Below are 23,520 nucleotides of genomic sequence, written 5' to 3'. Positions count from 1 at the left end.
ATGACGGTCGCAGTGTGAATGAGGGTGAGTGGCCTTGCGCAGCGGCATGGCGGACAGTCATCGCCTCGCCGATCGACCGATCGCAAGTCGAAACCGCACCGCCATGAAGCAAGCCGTAGACCTACCTATCCGCCGAGGAGCCGTCATGAATTTCCGCAAGACACTCGCCGATGCCGTGATTTCCCTACTCGTTCTGTCGGCCCTCGGGCTGCCGTCGACGGCGACCGCGCAAACCGTCAGCCTGACTTGCCTCGGCACCGAAACCGCCGAGTACGATCCGGGCATGACCTTCACGCCGCAGCCGGTCGCGTTCTCGGTGAGCGGACTGTTGGCTCCGTGCGCCGGCATTCCGCTCGGCGTGACCAGCGCGAGCTACGGCACCTCTGGCACCGCCAACCTCTCCTGCGAAATCCTCTCCGGTGTGGCGCCGACGCCGCCGCTGACCGTGCTATGGAGCGACGGCACGACCAGCCTGATCCAACCCACCACCGTGGTTACGCAACGGCCGGTCGGCGAAGTGGTGCGGATCGAATCCGGCCAGATCGTCAGCGGCCGCTTTCTCGGCGCCGCCACGGTACGCACGGTGACCTTGCTGCAGACGCAGTTGGATGCCTGCTCCACCACCGGCGTCGAATCGGTCGGCGGGCCGGTGGTGCTGTCGGTGACCAAGCTGCTTTGAAACGCCGTCCCGGCTCAACGCCGCAACGGCGCCGACAAGGCCAGCAGTTTCGCCGCCGCTTCCAACACCATGCCGCGGCTTTCGCCCGAACGCATGACCAGGTAGTGCGAGGCCGGATTGGCCAGCCACGCCTTCGATAGGCGCACCAACTGCCCGGAGGCGAGCGCTTCGTCGGCCAAGGGCGAGCGCAATAACGCGACGCCGAGACCGGACTTGGCCGCGGCCAGTACCAGGTCGTAGTCCTCGAAGCGCCGGTCCGCGGCCTTACTGCGATAAGCCACGCCTTGCGCCTTCAGCCATGCACGCCACTGGCTGGTATCGGAGTCGTGCAACAGCGGCGCATCGGCCAGACGGCTCGCGCCCGGGTGGCCGCCGAGTTCGGCGACCAGGTCGGGCGATGCCACCGGCAGCAGGCGTTCCTTGAACAGCAACTGTGCGCAGGCGTCACGCCACGGGCCCTTGCCATAGCGCACGGCCAAGTCGACCTCGCCGCCGGACAAATCGGCCAGACGATGTTCGATCGTCAATTCGACCCGGCGCTGCGCCGGCACGTCCTGCAGCAGGCGCATGCGCGGCAGCAACCACAGGCGTGCGAACGACGGCACCACGCTCAGGCGGATCACCGGCAGCTCGCGCCGCGGGCGCCAGCGATCGGCGGAGTCGCTGATCGCGCTCAAGGCCTGCTCGACCTGGGCGATGAAGCGCTGCCCGGCCGGGGTCGCCCGAACGCCGCGGCCGTGCCGCTCGAACACCGCGGTGCCCAGCCAGTGCTCGACCGCATGCACGCGCCGGCTGACCGCGCCATGGGTCAGGCCGAGCCGTTCCGCGGCCGCGGTGAACGAGCCGGTATCGCGGGCGGCGATCACTGCGTTCAGGCCGTCCAGGGGCGGCAGCGACTTCGAGCTGTGCATACGGCGCACAGCTCATCACCGATCGCCGCGCTATGTCAACGAGCACCGTATCGCTTCAATGGAGGCCTTCCCGCTCCAGCCTCCCGCCATGCGCTCACTGCCCTTGCTGCAACCCCGGCTGCTGCAGGCCCGGCCCGGTCGGCGCTCGCCCCGCCGCTTGCTCGTCATGGCCGGCCTGTTTTGCAGCGCCGCCGCCGAGGCGCAGCAGGCAACGGCGCAGAAAGCCGCCGACGCCTTCGGCCAGCGCATCGGCCAGGAAAGCATCGGGCTGTATTCCGAATCGCTGGTGCGCGGCTTCAATCTGCAGGAAGCCGGCAACTACCGCCTCGACGGCGCCTATTTCGTGCGTGCCGCCAATCCTTCCGACGCGGTCGTCGAAGGCGTGCAGGTCAAGGTCGGGCCGAACGCCCTCGACCTCGACTTCCCCGCGCCCTCGGGCCTGGTCGAGTATCGCCTGATCCCGGGCGAGCGCGAGCGGACCAAGCTCGAACTCGGCTTCCAGCACCTCAGCGACAGCAATCCGCGCCCGTATCTGCGCTTCCATGCGGCGCGGCAATCGAAAGACCGCGACGCTTCGCTTGCCGTCGGCTTCATCGGCACGCACAGCGCGCGCTACATCTTCGGCAACGAGGCCGAGTACTACGGCCTCGGCCTGGTGCCGCGGCTGCAGATGGGCGATCGCTGGCAACTCACCGGCCTGCTCACGCGTTACGAGCATCAGTATCAGGGCGACGTCGGTTTCACGCCCGCCGGTACGCAACCGTTGCCTGAGCCCGATCGCCTCAAGTATCTCGGCCAGCCGTGGTCGCGCTACGACACCCGCAACAGCGCCTACGGCCTCATCGCCGCCACCGCCGCACGCGACAACGCCTGGGACTATCGAGTGTCGAGCCTGTTCTCCGGAGTGAACCGGCCTCGCTCCGACTTGAATCTGTTCGACGCCGTTACCCCGCAAGGCCACGCCGATGCCGCCATCGTCGTCGCGCGCGGACGCAGGATCGACGCCTGGGGCCATGAAGCCATGGCCAGCTACGACTGGACCGGCGAGCGGCGCCGCCACGAACTGACCTTGCTCGCGCGCCTGCGTCGATCGAGCTATCGCAACCCGCGCGTCGACTATCTCGCTATCGGGCCGGTCTCGATCCTCGACGGCCGCATGCCGGTGGTCCTGGCCGACGCAGCGACATCGACCGCGCAGTCGCGTGCGGCGATCGATCAGTACGAACTCGGCCTGGGCTGGCAGTACCTCGACCAACGCGGTTTCGCCTTGAACCTCGGCACCCGCCGCGCCGCCATCGACCAGATCGCGCGGCCGGCCTTGGGTCCCGGCCAATCGCGTTCATCGCAGGCCTGGCTGTACAACGCGTCCGCGGTCGCGCCGCTCGGCGAGCGATGGACGGGTTTCGTCGCGACCACTCGCGGCATCGAAGAGGGCGTGACCGCGCCGGAGAACGCCAGCAACCGCTTCGAAGTGCTGGCGCCGATCCTGGCGCGGCAGAACGAACTGGGACTGCGCTGGCAGGCTCGCCCGGACCTGGCCTTGTTGGCGATGGCGTTCGAGATCGAGAAGCCGTCTCCCGGTTTCGACGGCGCTTCCGCTTATCGCTACCTCACCGAGGTCTCGCATCGCGGCATCGAGCTGTCGCTGGCTGGCCACCTCAGCGAGCGCTTGAGCCTGGTCGCCGGCCTCACCCGGATGCGATTGCGGCTGCGCGGCGAACTCGTCGACGATGCGAAGATCGGCAAACGCCCGCTGGGACGCAGCGCGGCGCAGGCGCTGCTGAGTCTCAACTATCGTGTCGCCGGCCTGCCGGGCTTGTCGCTCGACGCCGATGCCAACTACTACGGCGCGCGCCCCGCCGATGCGCTGAACCGTTTCCGCACGCCCGGCTACACCTTGCTCAACCTCGGTGCGCGCTACCGTTTCGATTGGCACGGCACCCCGGCGGCGCTGCGCGTGCGCGTCTACAACGCCGGCAACCGCTACGCCTGGGCGGCGGGCACCAGCGGCATCCAGACTTACGAGCCCGAGCGCCGGATCATGCTGAGCCTGACATTGGGCGAATAGCTGCATCCGGTCGCGGACGCGTTTCGCATCGGCCGACGGTCGGCAAAGCCGACCATCGGCGGGTCGGGAACACCGATCAGTTCATTCCCTTCGAGAACTCATCGTTGACTCCTTCGCCCGCCGTCGATTTGAACTGACCCATGATGTAGTTGAGCAGAGTTTGTCGCTCGCCGTATGTCCAGTCCGGCACGATCTCGGCGATCTTTCGCTCGACGTACTCATGCACCACCTTGACCGCCAAATCAAGCACTTTCTTGGCGTCGATCTGCTCGCCGTTGGCCATGCTCTGCACGAAATCCGCCAAGTCCTTGGACAACGGGGTAGTCACCGGAGATACAGCGGCGTCGACGAACGGCGCGATCAGCGGCGGAAGAGCCATCAGCAAGTAGCCCATGACGATGGTCTTCAATGCATCGGCCATCGCGTCTCGCCGCCCCTGCTCATCGATATCGGCACGGGCAATTCCGCCCAGTAGCAGGGAGAACAATGCGAAATCGACCTGTAAGCGCCCCTGTAGGGCCAGTTGATCGCGGGACTTCAACATGTCCGGCGTCATGGCCGCCAAGCCGCCTTGTTGGAACAGACGCGTCGTCTCCTTGAGCAGGCTGTCGAGAGCCAGCGGGTCGGAACTCAGCGCAGCCACGAAGTTGGTCATCTGGCCGGGCGACACAGAGCCGTCCAGTCTGAGAGCATCGGCGGGCAGCGATGGGATCGGATGGGTGCCGGCATACCTCTGCGCCTGCTGGTTCGCAGCCCACGGCAAGTAGTGCTTGAACTGCTCGGCCATGGCCCGCGCCAGCAGCGGGTGGCTGTTGATCTGGTCGCGGAAACCGGCGTCTTTTTCGTCGTCTTTTCTCCCCTTGGGATGCGCGCGCCAATCCTTGTCGTCGCAATCCTTGATCAAGGCCGTCCAGGCTTTCTGTTGGGTGGCGGCATCGCCCTGGCCCGGGGTCAGCGCCACGTTCAGGGCGCGCGCGAGGTCCTGCTCGTAGGGGGTGCCGCGGTCCGGCGCGAACAGGCCGGCGCCGAACAGCAGGTCTTTCGATTTCGGATCGGCCAGCAGTTCCTGCATCAGTCGGGGATGCTGATCCATGCCGACCATGAGTTGCTGAATCGCGAAGTTTCCGGCCGGGGTATAGCCCGGGCCGTCGAGGAGCATCTGCATCGCATCGCGCATCATCCCTTCGGTCTGCGGCGCGGAGCGCAGGAATAGCGCCAGTTCGGCCGGACCGCACTCGAACAAGGCCTTCTTGGTATCGGCCGGCAACGCACCGGCGCGGTCGGCCGTCGCCACTACTTGCGCGAGCGGGCCGAAGTAGTCCTTGAGGAAGTCGAAGTTACCGGGCGTGATGTTCGGGTTGGCGCTGTCGATCCGGTAGAAACCGTCGACGAGACTCTTCAAGTCGGCGGCGCCCACACCCTTCAGCGCCGCCTCGGCGTAAGCCGGGTCGGCGGCGTTGGCACGCAAATCGTCCAGCGCTCCCTGTAGAACTCGGCGCTTCAAATCGTAATCGGAAGTCCCCGGCTCGGCCGCCTCGAACTCGCGCCAGGCACGCGCGACCGCTTCGCCGTCGCGCTTGCCCAGTTCCCGCTTCCAGCCGAGCACTTCGTCGTTGCCGGCCAGGCTCTTCTGCGCCTCCGGCGACAACTTGGGCGTCTCGCTGCGCAGGTAGTCCAGCGCCTTGCGCGGGTCGCCCATCGCACGCGCCGTATCCAGGGTCGAGTTCACCTCGAAGTCGAGCCGGACCTCGGCGAGTATCGTCTCGACGTCCCGCTTCATCTGCGGATCGTCGCCGTAACGCGCAGCCATCGCCTTGCCGTGACTGTCGATGGTGCTCTCGTCGTAGACCGCGCCGGTCGGCCGCGCCTCGAATTCGCGCTGATAACCGGCCTTGATCTCTGCCTCGACCGCCTGTTTGAGCCCGGTCCGGGCCTGCTTTACCGATTGCTCGTAGCCGGCGCGCATCTCCAGCAGGACGGGATCGTTCCTGACCTCCTGGCTGCTGAAAGTACGATTGAATACATCGAGATTGTCTTGCGCCTGATGATAGCCGCGACCGGCGAGGTCGACTGCGGTCGGCGACGATGCCTGCGCGGGCGCGGGCGCGTCTCCCGGAACCGAAGGCACTCGATTCGGCACGGTCTCGGGTTCGCTCTGCGGCGGAATCGCCAGGCGGTTGGGGCGTATGCCGTCGGGATACATGGGGGAGGCCTCGTCGAGTGGGTGTGGCTCGATTCCAGTCTTTCCCGATACTTCCGGCACCTAGGGAACACCCTGAAAGAGGTTCCTTTTCAGCACGTATTTCGATGGTGCCAAACCGAAGCGCAAGACAAAGCCATCATTGCGGTTCTGCACGCATAACCACGCCGCCCCGAAAGCGTGTATTCGGATGTCCACGGCTCAATCCCGGCGGACCGATGCGCGGCGCCATTGCCCGGACGCATCTGCGATCGACCTGGCCCAAAACGACTGCGGAGGGCCGAGGCCCTCCGCAGCGCAACGCGAAGCAGGTGCGAGGGTTTACTCGTCGCCTTCTTCTTCCTCGTCTTCGTCCTCTTCTTCCTCGTCGTCTTCGTAGGGCAGCCCCATCGAATACGCGAAGCGCGGCTCGCCGTCCGCGCGATGTCCGGTGGCGATCGCGAGAATCACCCAGCCGTCCTGCAGACGCTGGTTGACGTCCGACAACTCGTCGGTCTGCACCACTTCTCCGATCGTCTCAAAGTCCACTGTCTAGCTCCGCTGGAAGAAGCGCGAAGGATACGACAGGTCGGCAGCACTGATAAGAACGCGCCCGACCATGCTCACCGGCAGCCTCAGCTGCGCACGAAGATCTCGACCCGGCGGTTGAGCTGACGGCCGCCTGGATTGTCCTGGCCGCCGATTTCGTTGGGCGCCACCGGCAAGGATTCGCCATAGCCCCTGGCCGAGGCGTCGGCGGCGGCGCCGCGCTGCCGCAAGGCCTGGACCACGGCATCGGCGCGACGCGCCGACAGGGACTGGTTGTAATCGTCGCTGCCCTTGGCATCGGTATGGCCGCCGATCTCCATGCCGTCGGACTCGATGTCCTTGAGCGCGCCCGCAAGCGCATCGAGCACCTTGGCCGCGTCGGCGCGGATATCGGATTTGTCGAAGTCGAACAAAACCCGGTCATTGAGGGTGACCAGATAACCGCAAGGTGCGCCCGGCGGGGCGAACTTCTTGATCGGCGGGAAGCGCCCGGCCGGCGGCACCTTAGCCAGCGCTTCCATCTTGATGGTGCGCGCCGGCGTGCCGACCTGGCCGGTGCCGTCGCCGTTGTTGCGGATCAATCCCTGCGGACCGTTCCACGTGCCCGAACCGTCCTTGTCGATCGTGACCAGGCCCAGGGGCCCGTTCCAGGTACCGCTGCCGTCGCCGTTGTTGCGGATCAGGCTGCCCTCGCCGTTCCAGGTGCCGGCGCCCTTGGCATCCAGGGTGATCATGCCCGCCGGCCCGTTGTAGCTGCCGGAACCGTCGGCCTCGACCCGGACGATGGCATCGTCTTCGCCGTCTTCGCTGCCGTTGATGCTGCCGCTGCCGTCGCGGTTGACCACGACCAGCCCGCCTTCGAAGTTGGCGCTGCCGCTGCCGTCGGCGGCGATGCGGAAGATGCCGGCATCGCCGTTGCGGCTCAGATTGCCCTGCGCGTCGACGCTGGTGATGCCGGCGTCGCGCACCAGGCTGCCGCCGGCGTCGCAGCGGGCCGGGCTCACGCTGATCCCGGCGATCGGGTCGAGAATCTCCTGCATCGACGATTCCAATGCCCGCTGTGCCGGCGTCACGCCGACGATCTCCGGCACCACGATCACCGGAATCGCCGGGAACGCATCGGCGGCCGCACGATCGGCGCGGGCCTCGTCATCGGTTTCGCTGTCGGTTGCCAGGGCGACGGTCGTCGCTGCTCGATCCGGCGTTGTCGCGGCCGCGACGTCCGCGGCCCGATCCTGGCCGCAGGCGGCGGCGACCAGCGCGCATGCGAGCGCCAATGCCCATCCTGAAATACGCATCGCATCCTTCCTTGATGTAACCGAGGCGCATAGATACACGAGCGTCCGTGACAGTGGCAAGCGAAGGCGGCCACCGACGCGGGCCGGGAGGGGCTGCAGCCATCGCCTTCGGCCCACCGCGTCTCGCACGCAAGCTCACGCCGATCCGCTCCCTGGTACCTCCCACGGCGCCTGAGTACCATGCCGGCTCGTCGTCCCGACTGTCGTCACCAGGAGTAAGACCTTGCAAAAGTCATTTGCTGTCTGTGGTTTGTTGATCGGCCTGTTCGGTTGCGGCGATGCCTTCGCGCAAGTCGACCTGTCCACGCTCGACCGGCGCATGGCTGGACCGTCCACGCAGGTGCTGGTATTGGGCTCGGTGCATCTCAGCGGCCTGCCGAAGGACTTCAAACACGACTCTCTGGCGCCGGTGATCGATCGTCTGGCCGCGTTCAAGCCCGACGTCATCACCATCGAGGCGATTTCGGGCGAGCAATGCGATCTGGCCGCGCGCCATCCGGCAATCTACGGTGCGGAAGGGCTGGCGCCGTACTGCCGCAAGACCGACGCGGCAAAGGCCGCGACCGGGCTGGACGCGCCGGCGGCGATCGCCGAAGCGCACAAGATACTGAAGGACTGGCCGGCGGCGCCCTCGCCCGCACAGCGCCGCCGTCTCGCCGCGGTGTTCATGGCCGCCAACGACAAGGCCTCGGCCTTGGTGCAATGGCTGCAACTGCCGCAGGCCGAGCGCCACAGCGGCGAAGGCCTCGACGATGTCCTGGTCGCGTCGCTCGAAAAGGCGATGCTGCACAACGACGAAAGCCTGCTGATCGGCGCACGCCTGGCCGCGCGCCTGGGCCTGCAGCGCCTGTATGCGGCCGACGACCATACCGGCGACAACGTCGCTATCGCCGATGAGGCCGCGTACGGAAAGGCGGTCCAGACCGCCTGGGAAGCGGCTGCCGCACCGATGGGCCAGATTCTCGAACGCGAAGAAGCCTTGATCAAGAGCGGCGACATGTTGGCGCTGTACCGCTACGCCAACCGCCCGGACGTCTTGCGCACCGTCGTCGACGGCGATTTCGGCTCCGCCTTGCGCGACACTTCACCCGAGCACTACGGCCAGTTGTATGTGGCCGGCTGGGAAACCCGCAACCTGCGCATGGTCGCCAACATCCGCGCCGCGTTCCGCGAACGCCCCGGCGCGCGCGTGCTGTCGATCGTCGGCCGCACCCACAAGCCCTGGTTCGACGACCTGCTGGGACAGATGCAGGGCGTGGAGATCGTCGATGCGGGCCAGGTACTGAAGTAAGGGCCTGAAGTAAGCGCCTTGAGTAAGCCGCCGACCTGAGCGCGGCGAACGGCGCGGACGACGAGCCGGGCGCGAGCCCGGCCCGTCGACGACGCCGCATAGCGATAGCTGCGCAATGGCCGCGACCCAATCGGGTCGCGGCCGTCCACGCCTCACTGCGTGATCGCCCGCCGGGTCTGCTCGTTGCCGGCCTGGACCTGCGTTTCCGCCGGCGCCACCTGCGCGACGGTCGGCGCCCGCTCCAGGCCTTGGGTCGGAGTGAACTTCTCCGCCCGGCTGATATCGACCGGGCCGGACACCATCAACTGCGGGTACTGGTACAACTTGATCGCCGCCAATGCCGCCTTGTCCTGGCGGTGCGAGCAATCTTCCGCGGTTTCCATCTGCCCGTCCGTCTTCGGGCGCGGCCCTGCGGTGATGTCGTTGACCAGATGACTGAATCGTTCCAGCTTGTCCTTCGCTTGCTCCAGCCTTTTTTCTCTCGCCGCCTCGCCCTCCTGGCTCGTTCCCGACGAAGTCGGGTCTTTGCTCGAGTTCGCCAAGACGTCTTGATACAAACCATAGTAGGTCTTGTACAAGCCGACATGGACATTCATGGTCAACGCCTTCTTCGCGTCTTGGCCGGCGAACAATCGGCTGGAGGTTTCGTACTCGTCGACCTCCGTGCCGAAATGACGTTTCGCCTTGCCCGCCGACGGTTCGGCGCCGCCGTAGGTGGCGAATCCGTCGGCGCCCTCCATGCGCTTTCTCGCATCCGCTGCGGTCGTGCCGCCGGCGGGATATACCGGGTCGCGCAGCGTCATCACGCTTAGCCGTTCCGGCGCGGTGAAATCGCCCAGCCCGAAGGTGAAGGACTGCGCCTTGGCCGCCATCGCCGAGGACGCCACTTCCGGCGTCTCGCGCAGATAGCGGGTGGCCCCGAGCATCTCGCGCTTCAAGGCATCGTTGGTCTGCGGATAGACATTGAAGAATGCGTAATCGTGCGTCGCCAGATGCTGGGTATTGGTGTCCGAGGTGTGGGTGACCTTCGCCGCGCGACTCGTATCGCCGGTCAGGCCCTTGGCGAAACCCTGGATCGCATGACGGTCGGCGGTGGGCAGGATATGGCTGGCGATATCGCCGTTGGTCGCATGCGTGGCCAGACCGCCGCCGTAACGCTTCCAGACATCCTCCGACGCGGCACCGACCAATTTGTCGTAGGTGGCCAACTTGGGATCGGCGGCGAACAGCTTCTGATACTTGTCGAGTTCGGAGGCGAGCCCTTCCAGGTTCTTCGCGGAAATCGCAGTGAGTTGCTCCTGCGCCCCCAACTTCTTGAACCCCGGCTCACGCGTTGCCGGATGGCCTTTCAGCATCGGGCTGGCGACCAGGGTGGCCGCATCCGTATCCGGGTTGTGCGCGGGCGCGTAGGCCGCGTACAGCTTGGACTCGACCTGGCCGCGCGTCAGCTTGCCATCGGAGTCGCCATCCGGGAAACGAGCGGCCGCGAAGAGGTTCTTGGCCAGCGCTTCCCCTCCATGCGCCTTGGCCTCGACCATGCCGGACAGCCGCTCGGACAGCTTCGCCAGCTTCACCTGTCTGGCATCGCGGTCGGCTTCACTGGCGCCGTCGAGCAGGGCCGCAGGATAGTTCCTGCCTATCTTCAGATCCTTGTCCCTGTCCGGCAGCAGTTGCTTGAGCAGATCGGGGTCGTTCTTCTTCAAGTAATTATTGATGTCGCTGACGACTTTCTTATCGCTGAAGTAAAACCCACTCGACCCGTCCAACAGAACTTTCAGTTGCGCGCCCGTGCTCACGTGTTCGATCTCCTTTGCGCTGTTCGATTTGCACCGTCATCGGTTCCGGCGCCATGCGGTTGGGCTTCGGCGGCGGGCTTCGACAGCAGTCCTATAACAACGCAAGAGCGTAAGCGCAACGGCCATCGCATGTGGACGATGGCGCCGAACGGCGGGAATCCGCAAACTTCATTGCAAACCGCATCACAAACTGCATGGCGAGCCCGGCGCATCGATCATTCGCGACCGCCTGCATCGCGTCAGGCAAGCATCACGGCCGGGCCAGGCGCTGGATATGGACGGCATCGCGCCATCGGTGCTGCATGGCGGCGACCAGCGCATGCATCAACAGGATCCTGCGATCCGCCTGCGCGCCCTGGGCCTTGGCGCGATCGGCCGCATCTCGGCCGTCCCGGTAATAGACGCTCAACAGTCGTACGCCGACTTCTTCGCTGGTGCGCTCGCGCGGTACCGGCGCGCGGCCCAGCGCGGCGACCATCGACTCGGCCACCGACCAGGTCGACCACGGGTTCTGCCCGGTGACGAGACGACCATCGACGACGGTGTTGTCGAGATAGATCGGGCCTTCGACGTAGCGGGCGCCGTAGCCGGCGATGCGCTCCTGCAGCAGGAACGGAAACAGACGGCGCGCATCCTTCAGCAGGAACAGTTCTTCGTCGTTGCTGAACCCGGTCATGCGCTTGCCCTCGATCAGGCGTCGGCCGTTGCCGAGGCGCACCTCCAACAGCGCGGCAGGGCCGTGACAGACCGCGCCGACGATGCCGCCACGGCCGTACACCGCGCCGACGATGCGCTGTATCTCGCGATGGCCGGGGAAGTCGAACATCGCGCCCTTGCCGCCGACGAAGTACACCGCGGCGTAACGGGACGGGTCGACCTGCGCCAACGGCACGGAGCGATCCAGCTTGGCGATGGCCTGCGCATCGTTGAGAAAGGCGTAGTCGGCGGCGACCAGTTCGTCGTCGAGCCGCATCGGCGGCTTGCCGCCTAGCGGACTGGCGATGTCGACCTCGAATCCGTTCGCGACGAACACGTAATAGGCGCGCGACAACTCGGTCAGTTCGAACCCGGCCTTCTTGCCCGAGGCGCCGATGGCGGCGGTGCTGGTCAGCACGGCCAGGATGCGGCCACGCGATTCGCCGACGCCGGCCCGCATGAAAGCCAGATCGGTCGACCGGCTGGCGGGATCGGCCAGCGGTTGCTCGTCCAGGCGGAAGCCGTCGGCATACCAATAGCCGGCGAGGGCCAGCAGCGACAGCGTGCACAACGTCGCCAACAGTGCGGTCTTCAGTTTCTTCCAATAGCCGGTGCGCATCGCCGCCATCTCATGATTGCCGTCGCAGGCACCTTAGGCGGCCGATGTGAAACGAACTTCAAACCCCGGCCGCCTCGACGACGTCGGTCGCGACGCGTGCGAACGCCTGAGGCATCGAGGCCGACGCGACCGGCCGGCGCAGGCGTGCGAAGCTTGGCGCTCCCCAAGACCCGACCGAACCATGACCCACCGACTTTTCGTTTATGGAACGCTCGCGCCGGGACGGCCGAACGAGCACGTCCTTGCCGGCATCCCCGGTACGTGGGAGCCGGCCAGCGTCACCGGCACCTTGTTGCAGGAAGGCTGGGGCGCGGCAGTCGGCTATCCCGGCATCGTCCTCGACTCGGACGGCGCCGAGGTCGATGGCCTGCTGTTCGAATCGGAGCGCCTGCCCGAACATTGGGCGCGCCTGGATGCCTTCGAGGGCGAAGGCTACGAGCGCGTGCTGACCGCGGCAAAGCGCAAGGACGGCCGTTCGGTCGACGCCTATATATACAAACTCAGCGCACAGGGCACGCCGCCCGGCCCGTCGGGTGACAGCTGAGGCCGCACTCGGTATGTTCTGCGCCCTGGCATTCGACGGCGCTTGTTCGAACACGCCAGCTCATCTGTCGCACGAAGCGACGCGAACGGCAGCACGCAAAGGAAGCCCATGGCCACCACCCTGCAGTTAGGCAAGGACGAACTGGTCGCGAAAGCGCTGCGCAGCATGCAACACCTGCTGCCGGACAACAGCTGGACCACCCGCCAGAAGCTCGCCCTGACCTGCCGGATCCTGTTCGACGCCGGTCACGACTCCGGCCTGGCCGGCCAGATCACCGCCCGCGCCGAAGTCCCGGGCACCTACTACACCCAGCGGCTCGGTCTGGGCTTCGACGAGATCAGCGAGCGCAACCTGCTGCTGGTCGACGAGGACTTGAACGTGCTCGAAGGCGACGGCATGGCCAACCCGGCCAACCGTTTCCACAGTTGGATCTACCGCGCGCGTCCGGACGTCAACTGCATCATCCATACCCATCCGCTGCACATCGCGGCCCTGTCGATGCTGGAGGTGCCGCTGATGGTCTCGCACATGGACATCTGTCCGTTGTTCGACGACTGCGCCTTCCTCAAGGACTGGCCGGGCATCCCGGTCGGCAACGAAGAAGGCGAGATCATCTCCCAAGCCCTCGGCGACAAGCGCTCGATCCTGCTCGCCCACCACGGCCAACTCGTCGCCTGCGCCAGCGTGGAAGAAGCCTGCGTGCTAGCCGCGCTGTTCGAGCGCGCCGCCAAGATGCAGTTGCTGGCGATGGCGGCCGGCGAGATCAAGCCGCTGCCGCCGGCGCTGGCACGCGAAGCCCACGACTGGATCTCCACCCCGAAGCGCAGCCAGGTCGCCTTCGCCTACTACGCCCGTCGCGCGCTCAAGCAGCACGGCGACTGTCTCGACGCCGCCGGCTGATCCAGCCTACCGATCCGGCTCCGGCCGATGCCGCACGCGTCGGCCGGAGGACGCATGGCGTCGCTTCGTCCATTGCTCCGTCCATTCGATCGCGTATCCAACACTCGCCACAAGGGCGTGCACGCTGACGGCATAGACCGGCGGTTCGCCGCTTCGCGAGACGCGAGTGACGTGGCTGCCTTACGGCTCGGTCGAAATCGCTGGCGCCGCGCATAGCGGACGCTTCGATCGCGTATCGCCATCGGTGCCGATTCCGAACTTTGGCGTACGGAAACCTGTGCCGAGCCTGTGGTTTCCGCACTGCACCGGCGATGCGATGCCGACCCCATCACATCGACACCGATAACAAGACGCGATGTCGTCCGCTGCGACGGGGCTTTCGTATATCTGCGCGCATGGAACGGGCACGTCGCTTCGAACGCACCCTGCATCCGGCTCTCGAAGCCGCCGGGCGCACTCGGCGCGCGCATCGTAAACATGATCGGCGTTATCCATCGTCGATGAATGCAATCACAGATTCGCGATGCAAAAGGCAACCCACATCAAGTTGAAACATCGACGCTTCTATCTTTCGAACGCTTGCCGAGAAGCCTGCAATCGATCACTTTTGAACACGCCGCCCTCACGTTTCTTCGTGCTCGGCGATCTCCGAACGCGCAAGACGACAGTCACACGCGGGCCTTACGCCGAAAGTCTTATATCGACCTTCGACTAATGAAAATCCGTATTTTTCACGGCTTTCGCACAAGCGATCGATCAGTTATGAAACACGCGAATAGTCATTTTTTTGCGTAGATTCGTTTCCTCAGTTCGGATCACAAAATTTAGTCAACTGCATCGAACAACGCATGTTGACGTTGTTGCTTTGGATAATCGATAGTGAATCGACATGGAGTGCAACGCACAGGGATAGATCGAAAGTGCTTCTGTAACGCCACCCTTCTCCACGATCTCGCGCATCAATGCGCGAAGCCGACGGCATGCCGCCGATAGCGGCCACCGAAGGCTTCGCCTCTGCGCAGCCGCTGGCTTCAGGGGACAAACGCAGCAGACCTGTCGCCGCATGTGAATGCGGTCCGGGTGAGTTTTTGCCCAAGCTTTCATCGAACCGACCGTTTTCATCGACTCGACAGCGCGTCGCGCCGCCGTGCGCAAGCGCGCATCGACCGACTCTCTACGAACATCCGCCCCAGCCGATCAGCAAGGAGCCAAGCGCAGTGGAAAAGTTGAGAGTGCTTCTGGTCGATAACTACGACAGCTTCACCCACAACATCGCGCACTACCTGGGCGAGGCCAACGGCACGCCGCCCACGGTGGTCGCCAACGATCGCATCGAATGGGCGCAGATCGACGCCGCCGATTACGACGCGATCGTGATTTCCCCGGGCCCGGGCCGCCCGGAACGCGCCGGCGACATGGGTGTGAGCAACGACGTGCTCGCCATGGCCGCCGTGCCGGTGCTCGGCATCTGCCTGGGCCACCAGGCGCTGGTGCATGCCTTCGGCGGCAGCATCGTGCACGCGCCGGAGCCGATGCACGGGCGCCTGAGCGCGGTCGAGCACGACGGCAGCGCGCTGTTCGCCCACATTCCCTCGCCGTTCGACGTCGTGCGCTATCACTCGTTGATGGCGGCCGAGCCTCTGCCGGAAGGGTTGCGCGTGACCGCGCGCACCGCCGACGGCCTGGTGATGGCGCTCGAGCACGTCAGCCGCCCCCTGTGGGGCGTTCAGTTCCATCCCGAGTCGATCCACACCGAATTCGGCCACCAGATCATCGACAACTTCATCGAATTGGCGCGCAGCCACACCTTGCGCAAGCGCAGACGCCGCAGTGGCGACAGCGCCGCCGGCAGCGAGCCGGAGACGGCACGGCCGGCACCGACGCAAGCCTGGCGCATCCAGTCGCGCCGCATCGGCGCCGAAGCCGATCCGCAGTCGGTGTTCCTGGAGTGCTTCGCCGCCAGCGATGCCGCGTTCTGGCTCGACTCCAGCGCGGTGCGTCCGGGCTATTCGCGTTTCAGCTTCATGGGCGACGGCAACGAGCCGGGCGCGCACAGCCTGGTGCATCGGGTCGGCCAGGGCAGCGGCGACGCCGGCGAAGGCGAGCGCTTGTTCGGCCGGATCCGCGACGGCCTGGCGGTCGCGCTGCACGGCGGCGAAACCCTGCCGTTCGATTTCGTCGGCGGCTGGGTCGGCTACTTCGGCTACGAGCTCAAGGCCTTGACCGAAGTCGGCGGCCCGCATCGCTCGCGCCAGCCGGACCTGTTCCTGCGCTTCATCAATCGTTTCCTCGCCTACGATCATCTGGAACGCTGCTGGCATGCGGTCGCCACCGGTCCGGCCGAGCGCGCAAGCGAAGACGCGGCCTGGCTCGAACGCATGGCCGTGCGCCTGGACACAGTGCCGGCCGCGCCGCCGTTGCGCCACGGCGAGCGCGCAACGCCGGTGGAGTTCCACCTCGAACTCGACCGCGCCACTTACAGCGAGCGCATCGGCCGCTGTTTCGAGCAGATCGGCGACGGCGAAACCTACGAGGTCTGCCTGACCAATCGCCTGCGCGCACAGGTCGACCTGGACCCGGTCGAGCTGTATCGCCACCTGCGCCAGATCAACCCCGCGCCCTATTCCGCCTTGCTGCGCCACGACGGTTTCGACGTGCTGAGTTCTTCGCCGGAGCGCTTCCTGCGCCTGAGCCCGAACGGCGTGGTCGAGATCAAGCCGATCAAGGGCACTCGCCCGCGCTCGGCCCGCGACGAGGACGACCGCGCGGTCCTGGCCGAACTCAAGCACTGCGAGAAGGACCGCGCCGAGAACCTGATGATCGTCGACCTGACCCGCAACGACCTGGCCCGCGTGTGCGAGGTCGGCTCGGTCTGGGTGCCCAAGCTGATGCAGGTCGAGAGCTATGCCTCGGTGCATCAACTGGTGTCGACGGTGCGCGCGCAGCTGCGCGCCGGGTTGGACGTGATCGACCTGCTCCAGGCCACCTTCCCCGGCGGTTCGATGACCGGCGCGCCGAAGCGCCGCACCCTGGAAATCATCGACACCCTCGAAGCCTCGGCGCGCGGCATCTATTCCGGCGCGATCGGCTATCTGTCGCTCAACGGCGCCGCCGACCTGAGCATGGTGATCCGCACCCTGGTCCACCAGGACGGCAGTCTGGAGCTCGGCGTCGGCGGCGCGGTGATCGCGCTGTCGGATGCCGACGGCGAATTCGAGGAACTCCTGGTCAAGGCACGCGCGCCGATGCGTGCGGTAGCGCGCTGCGCCAGCGGCGACGCCGAGGCCTGGCGAATTCCCGGCGAACTCTCGCCGCACACCGACGCACCCGCCGTTCCCGTCGCGCAGCTAGGGACTTAAGCATGCAACGCAGCCATATCGTCACCGGGGCCAATGGCTACCTGGGCTCCCACCTCGTGCTCGAACTGTTGCTCGGCCAGCCCGAAGCGCAGGTCGTCTGCATCGCCCGCAGCGATGGCGGCGACGCGCGGCAGCGGGTCGTCACCGCCGTGCGCCTGGCCGCGCAGACCTGCGGCCAGGCCTTGCAGGCCGAAGCACTGGCGCGCCTGCAGGTGGTGAGCGGCAATCCCTTGCGGCCCGAGGCCGGTCTCGCCGAACGCATCGCCCAGGCCGTCGCCGGCCGCGGCGACGCCACCTTCTGGCACGTCGCCGCGACCGTGCGCTTCACCGAATCCGAAGCCGGCGAGCTCGAACGCATCAACACCCAGGGCGCGACCCACGCGCTGGAACTGGCGATCGCCGCAGGCTGCTCGGACTACAACTACGTCAGCACCGCCTACGTCTGCGGCGACCGCAGCGGCGAGATCGCAGAACAGCTCGAGCCGCAGGCGCCGGCCAACTTCTCCAACCCCTATGAGCGCAGCAAGTTCGAAGCCGAGCGCCGCATCGTCGCGCGCGCCGAGGCCGCCGGCCTGGCCTGGCGGATCCTGCGCCCGAGCATCATCGTCGGCCATTCGCGCACCTGGCTCAGCGCCAGCGACAGCGGCCTCTACAAGTTCTGCGAACTGCTGGAAGAGTTCTGGTCGTCGCAGCGCGGCGCGGCGGCGCCGCGCAGCCTGCGCTTCGCCGCACCGGAGAACGCGCACCTTAACTTGGTGCCGGTCGACGTGTGCGTGGCCGAAATGCTCGCCATCGACGCCAATACGCACAGCCGCAAGGGCATCTATCACCTGGTCTCGGCCAGCACGGTGCCGACCGCCGACTTCCTGTCCAGCGTCGCCGCGGCCACCGGCATCCCGCTGACGATGGCAAGCGCGCAGGAGCTGGCCGAACAACCGCTGTCGCGGCGCGAAGTCGAGTTCGCGCGCCGTGTCGCCCATTACCGCCCCTATCTGTATGGCGACAAGCGCTTCGAGCGCGCCGCCAGCGTGCGTGCGTGCGGCAGCGACCTGCAAACCGCGCGTCGTATCGATCGCCAAGCGGTGCTGTCGTGGCTGCAGGCCTTCCTCAAGCGCAGCCGGGTGCATAGCGACGCTTCGCCGGAAGCGCGGCTGTTCACCCAGCAGCGTGCGTTACCGGCGCACTTCAACGTCACCGAGCATCTGCTGCAGGGTGCGGCGCGCGCCTACCCGGACAAGATCGCCATCCGCCACGAAGGCGGCGAGATCCGCTACGCCGAGCTCGCCGAACGCATCGCCGCCTGCGCACGGCGTTTGTCGGCGGCCGGCGTGCATTACCAACAGCGGGTCGCGCTGATCTCGCACGACGGCATCGAGCATGTCGCTGCCTTGCTCGCGGTGATGCATCTCGGCGCGGTCTGCACGCTGATCAACCCGCTGCTGCCGGCGCGCGACATCGCCGCCTTGCTCGAACAGGCCGAGGTGAGCCTGGTGGTCGCCGACGTCACGGCCCGCCAGCGCCTGAACGAGATCGATGCCGGCGCGCCGCTGCTGCCGCTGGAAGCGGTCTGCGCCGCACCGAGCGGCCCCGAACGCGAGCCGCTGTTGGCCTCGCCGACCGGGCCGCTGGACCATGCCTTCGCGGTATTCACTTCCGGCTCGGTCGGCCAGCCCAAGCTGATCGAGCACCGGCACCTGGATCCGATCGTCGCCACCGAGCGCTATGCCGCCCACCTGCTCGATCTGCGCGTCAGCGACGTGCTGTTCTCGGCCTCGCGCACCAGCTTCGCCTTCGGCCTGCAGAACCTGTTGATCGCCCTGCTCAAGGGCGCGACCGCGGTGATCGCACCACAGAAGATCTCGGCCGCGGTGGTCGCCGAGCTGATCGTCGCCGCGCGCCCGACCGTCATGTTCGCGGTGCCTACCGTCTATCAATACCTGCTCGACGACGAGGCGCTGTCGAACCGGATCGAGGGCCGCAACAGCCTGCGTCTGTGCATCGCCGCCGGCGAACGCCTGCCGCAGGCGGTGGCGACGCGCTGGTTGCAGCGCCACGGCATCCGCCTGCTCGACAGTCTCGGCTCCACCGAAGCCTTCTCGACCTACCTCAGCAATGTCGCCGACGGCGACTACCAGGGTTCGACCGGCAAGCTCGTGCCCGGCTTCGATGCGGTGCTGCGCCACCACGACGGCCGTCCCTGCCGCAAGGGCGAACGCGGGGTGATGTGGCTGCGCGGGCCGTCGCTGTCGGTATCGCGCCAGGACCGCAACGCCGGCAGCCGATTCCACGGCGGTTGGTACTGCACCAACGACGTGTTCTGGCGCGACGGCGACGGCTACTTCCACTTCTGCGGCCGCCACGACGAGATGTTCAAGGTCGCCGGGCAATGGGTGTCGCCGCTCGACCTGGAGGAAGTGCTGCTGAGCCATCCGCTGGTGCGCGAGGCGGCGATCACCTCCAGCGCCGACGGCGTCGCCACCGAGGACTCCAGCACCCTGCGCACCAAGGCCTGGGTGGTGTCCGACCAGGCCTCGCCGGACCTCGCCGAAGAATTGCGCACCCTGTGCAAGACCCGCCTGGATGCGCGGCGCTATCCGCACCTGGTCGAGTTCGTCGATGCGCTGCCGCGCACCAGCACCGGAAAGCTGCAGCGCGCTCCGCTGCGCAGACGCGCCGAGGAACAGTCGGCCGCCGCGCACGCCGCCGAAACCATCCCCGCCTGAGGTAGACCCCATGCTGTCCCGATTGAAGTTCATCTTCGATGGCGGCCTGACCGTCGCCAATGCGCTGGAGAAGTCGATCGCCGTGTATGGCGAAGATTTCGAAGTGCTGCGTTTCTCCGGCTCGCTGGAGCGTTTCGGCGTCGGCGGACGGGCCATCACCGCCGGACAGCTGCGCCGGCTGTCGGACCGGCTGTCGCAGACCCTGCTCGACCTGGGCCTGAAACGCTACGACCGGGTCGCGATCTATCTCGACAACGGCGTCGAGTACCTGATCTATTCGCTGGCGATCATGCGCGCCGGCGCGATCACCGTGCCGATCAACGGCGGCATGCGCGCCGAAGACCTCAACGCCTACCTCGACTACACCGGCGCGCGCCTGGTCTTCATCGACCGCGAGCGGCTGCCGCGACTGGACGCGGGCGCACTGGCGCAGGGCCGCCGCGTCGCCATCGTCACCGACGCGGTGCAAGCCGGTGACGCCGGCAGCGTGGCCCTCAGCGAATGCCTGGCGCCGCGCGCCGACGGCTTCGCGCCGGTGCGAATGCATCAGCACGACGATGTGATGATCGTCCACACCTCCGGCACCACCGGCTTCCCCAAGGGCGTGCTGCACGGTTCCTACAGCCTGGTCCGCGCCACCAAGGGCCAGCTGATGATCCAGCCGATCACCCGCAACAACCGCATCCTGCTGGCCTCGCCGACCAACCACCACATCACCCAGGCCAGCATCGTCAGCTGCCTCGCCGCCGGCGTGCCCGGTTACGTGCCGGCGAAGGAAACCCCCGAGCAACTGCTGTCGATCATCGAACGCGAGCGCTGCTCGCTGATCCTGTCCTTCCCCGACGTCTACCAGGGCATGTGCGACGCCGGCCTGTCGCGCTTCGACCTGTCCCACGTCAAGGCCTGGATGGCCGGCGGCGACTCCAGCCACGAAGTGCACATCCGCCAGCTCACCGCGCACGGCGCGATGGCGCGGGTGTTCGGCAAGCGCCTGCTGAGCTCGATGTACCTGGAGTTCTTCGGCACCTCCGAGGTCGGCTTCGCCGCCTTGATGAAGGTCAGCTTTTCCTTCACCAAGCGCTTCGACCGTTATGTCGGCAAGCCGACCATGGTCAGCCCCAAGGTCAAGATCGCCGACGAAGACGGCCGCGCGCTGCCGGTCGGCCAACCGGGCCGCCTGATGGTCAAGGGCCCGACCCTGTTCAAGGGCTATTGGAACGCCCACGACCGTTTGCACGGCGTGCATTTCGACGGCTGGTGGTGGACCGGCGACGTCGCGGTCAAGACCCGCGGCGGCGGTTACTACCACCTCGACCGCGAAGTGGATTCGATCCGCGTCGGCGACGGCCGCGTCTATTCGCTGCAGTGGGAGGAACGCATCCTCAAGCACCCGGCGGTGGCCGACGTGGCGGTGGTCGAGCTGAGCCGTGCCGACCGCAGCACCGGCGCCGGCGCGGTCATCGAATGCCGCCCCGGCCAGCCGACCGACGCCGGCGCCTTCGAGGCCTGGCTGCGCCAACAGGTGCCCGGCTACGACGGCCTGCGTATCGAAGTGCTGCCGCCCGGCGAGCAACTGCCGCGCGGGCTCACCGGCAAGGTGCTCAAGCGCCACGTCCGCGAACGCTACGCGTCCCTGCCTGCCACGGCGCCCGCCGTAACGCCCGCCACAGCCCCCGCCTCGATCTGACCTTCCCATCACTTCACCGACAAGGACTTCCGCATGAGCAGCACCGTTACCGCCATCGCCGACGCCCACGCCGCGCCGTTCGACTACGCCCCCGGCTCGATCGACTTCCCCGACCTGCCCAACGTGCCGGAAGAGTATCGCCACGAGCTGATCCGGCTGATGGCGATCCAGGCCTATTCCGAAGAAAAGGCCGCCACCGAAGGCATCGAGTGGATCGCCAACGCGCCCGACTACAAGCGTCGCCGCGTGTTCGCCAAGATCATCGCCGAGGAAGCGCGCCATAGTTATCTGATCTATAACCTGCTCGAGCGCATGGGCGTTCCGGAAAAGCAGGCCATCGCCATCGCCGAAGGCCGCGCCCACCGGCCGATGCACGACGCCTCGCTGGAGGGCCCGCTCAGCGTCGGCGACGAGAGCAACGAGTGGATCGACATCATGTTGAACCACATGTTCCTCGACCGCGCCGGCAAGTTCATGGTCGGCAACTTCTGCGAAGCCAGCTTCAAGCCCTGGGCCGAAGCCAACCAGACCATCCTGCGCGAGGAGCGCGGCCACATCGGCTTCGGCTTCGCCGAGCTGCGCACCTACCTGGCCGAAAAGGGCGAGACCAACGAAGCGCGGATCAAGATCTCCAACTGGTACGCCAAGGGCCTGAACTTCTTCGGCCCGCCGTCGACCTCGCGCGGCGCGCGGCTCAGCGCCTACGGCCTCAAGCGTAAGGACAACGAGACCCTGCGCAACGAGTTCCGCGCCGAAGTCGAGGACGTGTTCAACGAACTCGGCCGCCAGGACCTGATCGAGCTGGAGAAGAACGACTTTCCCTACCGCTCCGGCAACGAGGGCTGAGCTCATGGCGCCGACGACCTCTCGCGACTTTCGCCTTGGACGTTTCAATCAGATCTACGCCCACCTCAACCTGATCTGCAACGCCAATTCCTGCGACTGGATCGAGCTGGACTCGGCGCCCGACCTTGCCCTGCTGAAGCGGGCGATCGAGCACACCATCGACCGTCATCCGCGCGCGCGCTCGGTCCAGTACCAGCGCGGCGTGATCCTGGGCTGGCGTCATCTGGCCCAGCGGTTGCCGATCGAAATCGAACAGCGCAGCAGCATCAACGTCGACCCGGCGCGTTTGCGCGCCGAGTTGCTCGGCAATGCCTGGAACGAACGCGTGCCGACCCGCGGCGGCCACCCGTTCCGCTTCATCTACACCCGCACGCCCGAGAAACACATCCTGCAGTTCCTCACCAGCCACACCTTCACCGATGGCAAGGCCGCGCAGTTGTTCTCCGGCGACATCGCCGAGGCCTATGGCCGCCTCTCGGCGGGGCTGCCGCTCGACCCGGAAGTGATCGACCTGCCCGAGCACAACCACGACCGCCTGTTCCTGGCCAAGCTGCGCGGCGCCGAGGCGCTGCGCCTGGCCTGGAAGGGTGTGGCCGGTTTCTTCCACGACCTGGTCATGCCGGCAGGGCGTCTGCTCATCTCCGGCAAGCGCAGCGGCGAGACCGACGTGCTGATGATCGAGTTGCCGGCGCCGATGCTGGAAGCGCTCAAGGCCGCTGGCGCGCGCCGCGGCAGCACCATCCATCCGCTGCTGCTGCTCGCCCTGCTGCGCACCGCGCAGGCCGATGCCGGCCGCCAGGGCAAACGCCTCAAGCACGGCCTGCGCATCGTCGACAACTTCAGCCTGCGCCGCTTCGTCGACGACCCGCGCGTGCACAAGCTGTACGACTGCGTGGCCGTGCCGTATACGCTGGAACTGGACCCCAACGAAGACGACGAGGCGGTGATCCAGCGCGCCAACGCACGCCTGGACGCACTCAAGAACGGCGAGATCCTGTCCGAGCTGTACCGCTTCCGCCTGCTGTTCCAAAGCTCGCTGCTGCTGCCGAAGGCGGCGACGATCCGCTTCGCCGCCAACGTGCTGACCCGGGCCAACCTGATCTGCACCAACGTCGGCCCGATCGACACCCGCCTGGAGCACTTCGGCCCGATCCCGGTGCGCACCTATTACTCGTTCCCGCAGTTGTTCCCGCCGGGCGAGGTGATGGTGCAGGTCAGCGCCTTCCGCGGCCATCTGCGCCTGGTCTACCTCTACGACAAGGGCCAGATGAACGAGGCGCAGATGCGCGAGCGCTTCGTCTATCCGCTGATCGCCGAGCTGAGCCGGATCACCGGTGCGAGCTCCCTTCCCGAACACATCGCCGCCCACGGCTGA

16 protein-coding genes are annotated in these 23,520 nt (G+C 66.6%); 10 read left to right on the top strand and 6 right to left on the bottom strand.

All coding sequences use genetic code 11. The features are described from left to right. Window positions 1–145 precede the first annotated feature (145 nt). Window positions 146–679: a hypothetical protein gene (locus ACTJJK_RS03435; RefSeq protein WP_223620814.1), complete on the top strand. Its 534-nt coding sequence runs from the start codon at window positions 146–148 to the stop codon at window positions 677–679. 14 nt (window positions 680–693) lie between these two features. Here ACTJJK_RS03435 and ACTJJK_RS03430 read toward each other — a convergent pair whose 3' ends face one another. Beyond that, complete coding sequence (locus tag ACTJJK_RS03430) at window positions 694–1,590, bottom strand: LysR substrate-binding domain-containing protein (protein ID WP_081930674.1); 897 nt, start codon at window positions 1,588–1,590, stop codon at window positions 694–696. A 166-nt stretch (window positions 1,591–1,756) separates the two neighbouring features. Here ACTJJK_RS03430 and ACTJJK_RS03425 point away from each other — a divergent pair, with 166 nt between their 5' ends. After that, on the top strand, window positions 1,757–3,658 hold the full coding sequence (locus ACTJJK_RS03425) for a TonB-dependent siderophore receptor (protein WP_440729478.1): 1,902 nt from the start codon (window positions 1,757–1,759) through the stop codon (window positions 3,656–3,658). A 76-nt stretch (window positions 3,659–3,734) separates the two neighbouring features. Here ACTJJK_RS03425 and ACTJJK_RS03420 read toward each other — a convergent pair whose 3' ends face one another. The 3 genes from ACTJJK_RS03420 to ACTJJK_RS03410 all read right to left on the bottom strand — a co-directional run bounded on the left by ACTJJK_RS03420 (window position 3,735) and on the right by ACTJJK_RS03410 (window position 7,684). Next, window positions 3,735–5,861, bottom strand: a complete 2,127-nt coding sequence (locus ACTJJK_RS03420) for a hypothetical protein (protein WP_440729477.1) — start codon at window positions 5,859–5,861, stop codon at window positions 3,735–3,737. Between the two features lie 318 nt (window positions 5,862–6,179). After that, window positions 6,180–6,386 (bottom strand): hypothetical protein, encoded by a 207-nt coding sequence (locus ACTJJK_RS03415; protein WP_144436486.1) that lies wholly within the window; start codon window positions 6,384–6,386, stop codon window positions 6,180–6,182. Window positions 6,387–6,472: 86 nt separating this feature from the next. Continuing rightward, window positions 6,473–7,684 (bottom strand): OmpA family protein, encoded by a 1,212-nt coding sequence (locus ACTJJK_RS03410; RefSeq protein WP_440729476.1) that lies wholly within the window; start codon window positions 7,682–7,684, stop codon window positions 6,473–6,475. Window positions 7,685–7,907: 223 nt separating this feature from the next. Between ACTJJK_RS03410 and ACTJJK_RS03405 the strand changes: the two genes are divergently transcribed. Beyond that, a complete protein-coding gene (locus tag ACTJJK_RS03405; RefSeq protein ID WP_051884633.1) occupies window positions 7,908–8,975 on the top strand; it encodes a DUF5694 domain-containing protein in 1,068 nt (355 codons plus the stop codon). Between the two features lie 152 nt (window positions 8,976–9,127). On the opposite strand, the gene ACTJJK_RS03400 is transcribed toward ACTJJK_RS03405, so the two are convergent. After that, window positions 9,128–10,771, bottom strand: a complete 1,644-nt coding sequence (locus tag ACTJJK_RS03400; RefSeq protein ID WP_440729475.1) for a hypothetical protein — start codon at window positions 10,769–10,771, stop codon at window positions 9,128–9,130. 250 nt (window positions 10,772–11,021) lie between these two features. After that, window positions 11,022–12,086: a type 1 glutamine amidotransferase domain-containing protein gene (locus ACTJJK_RS03395; protein ID WP_440729474.1), complete on the bottom strand. Its 1,065-nt coding sequence runs from the start codon at window positions 12,084–12,086 to the stop codon at window positions 11,022–11,024. 181 nt (window positions 12,087–12,267) lie between these two features. On the opposite strand from ACTJJK_RS03395, the gene ACTJJK_RS03390 reads away from it, so the two are divergent. The 7 genes from ACTJJK_RS03390 to ACTJJK_RS03360 all read left to right on the top strand — a co-directional run bounded on the left by ACTJJK_RS03390 (window position 12,268) and on the right by ACTJJK_RS03360 (window position 23,520). Beyond that, entirely contained in the window at window positions 12,268–12,630 is a 363-nt protein-coding gene (locus ACTJJK_RS03390; protein WP_223620821.1) for a gamma-glutamylcyclotransferase family protein, read from the top strand. A 108-nt stretch (window positions 12,631–12,738) separates the two neighbouring features. Continuing rightward, window positions 12,739–13,530, top strand: coding sequence for an aldolase (locus tag ACTJJK_RS03385; protein ID WP_031371211.1), 792 nt, complete (start codon window positions 12,739–12,741; stop codon window positions 13,528–13,530). A 1,217-nt stretch (window positions 13,531–14,747) separates the two neighbouring features. Further along, window positions 14,748–16,889, top strand: coding sequence for an aminodeoxychorismate synthase component I (gene pabB / locus ACTJJK_RS03380; protein ID WP_440729473.1), 2,142 nt, complete (start codon window positions 14,748–14,750; stop codon window positions 16,887–16,889). A gap of 2 nt (window positions 16,890–16,891) precedes the next feature. Then, entirely contained in the window at window positions 16,892–19,612 is a 2,721-nt protein-coding gene (locus ACTJJK_RS03375) for an AMP-binding protein (protein ID WP_440729472.1), read from the top strand. Window positions 19,613–19,622: 10 nt separating this feature from the next. Next, a complete protein-coding gene (locus tag ACTJJK_RS03370) occupies window positions 19,623–21,299 on the top strand; it encodes a class I adenylate-forming enzyme family protein (protein ID WP_440729471.1) in 1,677 nt (558 codons plus the stop codon). Window positions 21,300–21,332: 33 nt separating this feature from the next. Further along, window positions 21,333–22,145 (top strand): Phenylacetic acid catabolic protein, encoded by an 813-nt coding sequence (locus ACTJJK_RS03365; RefSeq protein WP_031371215.1) that lies wholly within the window; start codon window positions 21,333–21,335, stop codon window positions 22,143–22,145. 4 nt (window positions 22,146–22,149) lie between these two features. Beyond that, a complete protein-coding gene (locus ACTJJK_RS03360; protein ID WP_440729470.1) occupies window positions 22,150–23,520 on the top strand; it encodes a hypothetical protein in 1,371 nt (456 codons plus the stop codon).

This window comes from Lysobacter sp. 22409, from assembly GCF_052045105.1.
Taxonomy (GTDB): Bacteria; Pseudomonadota; Gammaproteobacteria; order Xanthomonadales; family Xanthomonadaceae; genus Lysobacter; species Lysobacter antibioticus_B.
This window is presented reverse-complemented; position numbering and strand designations above follow the sequence as displayed.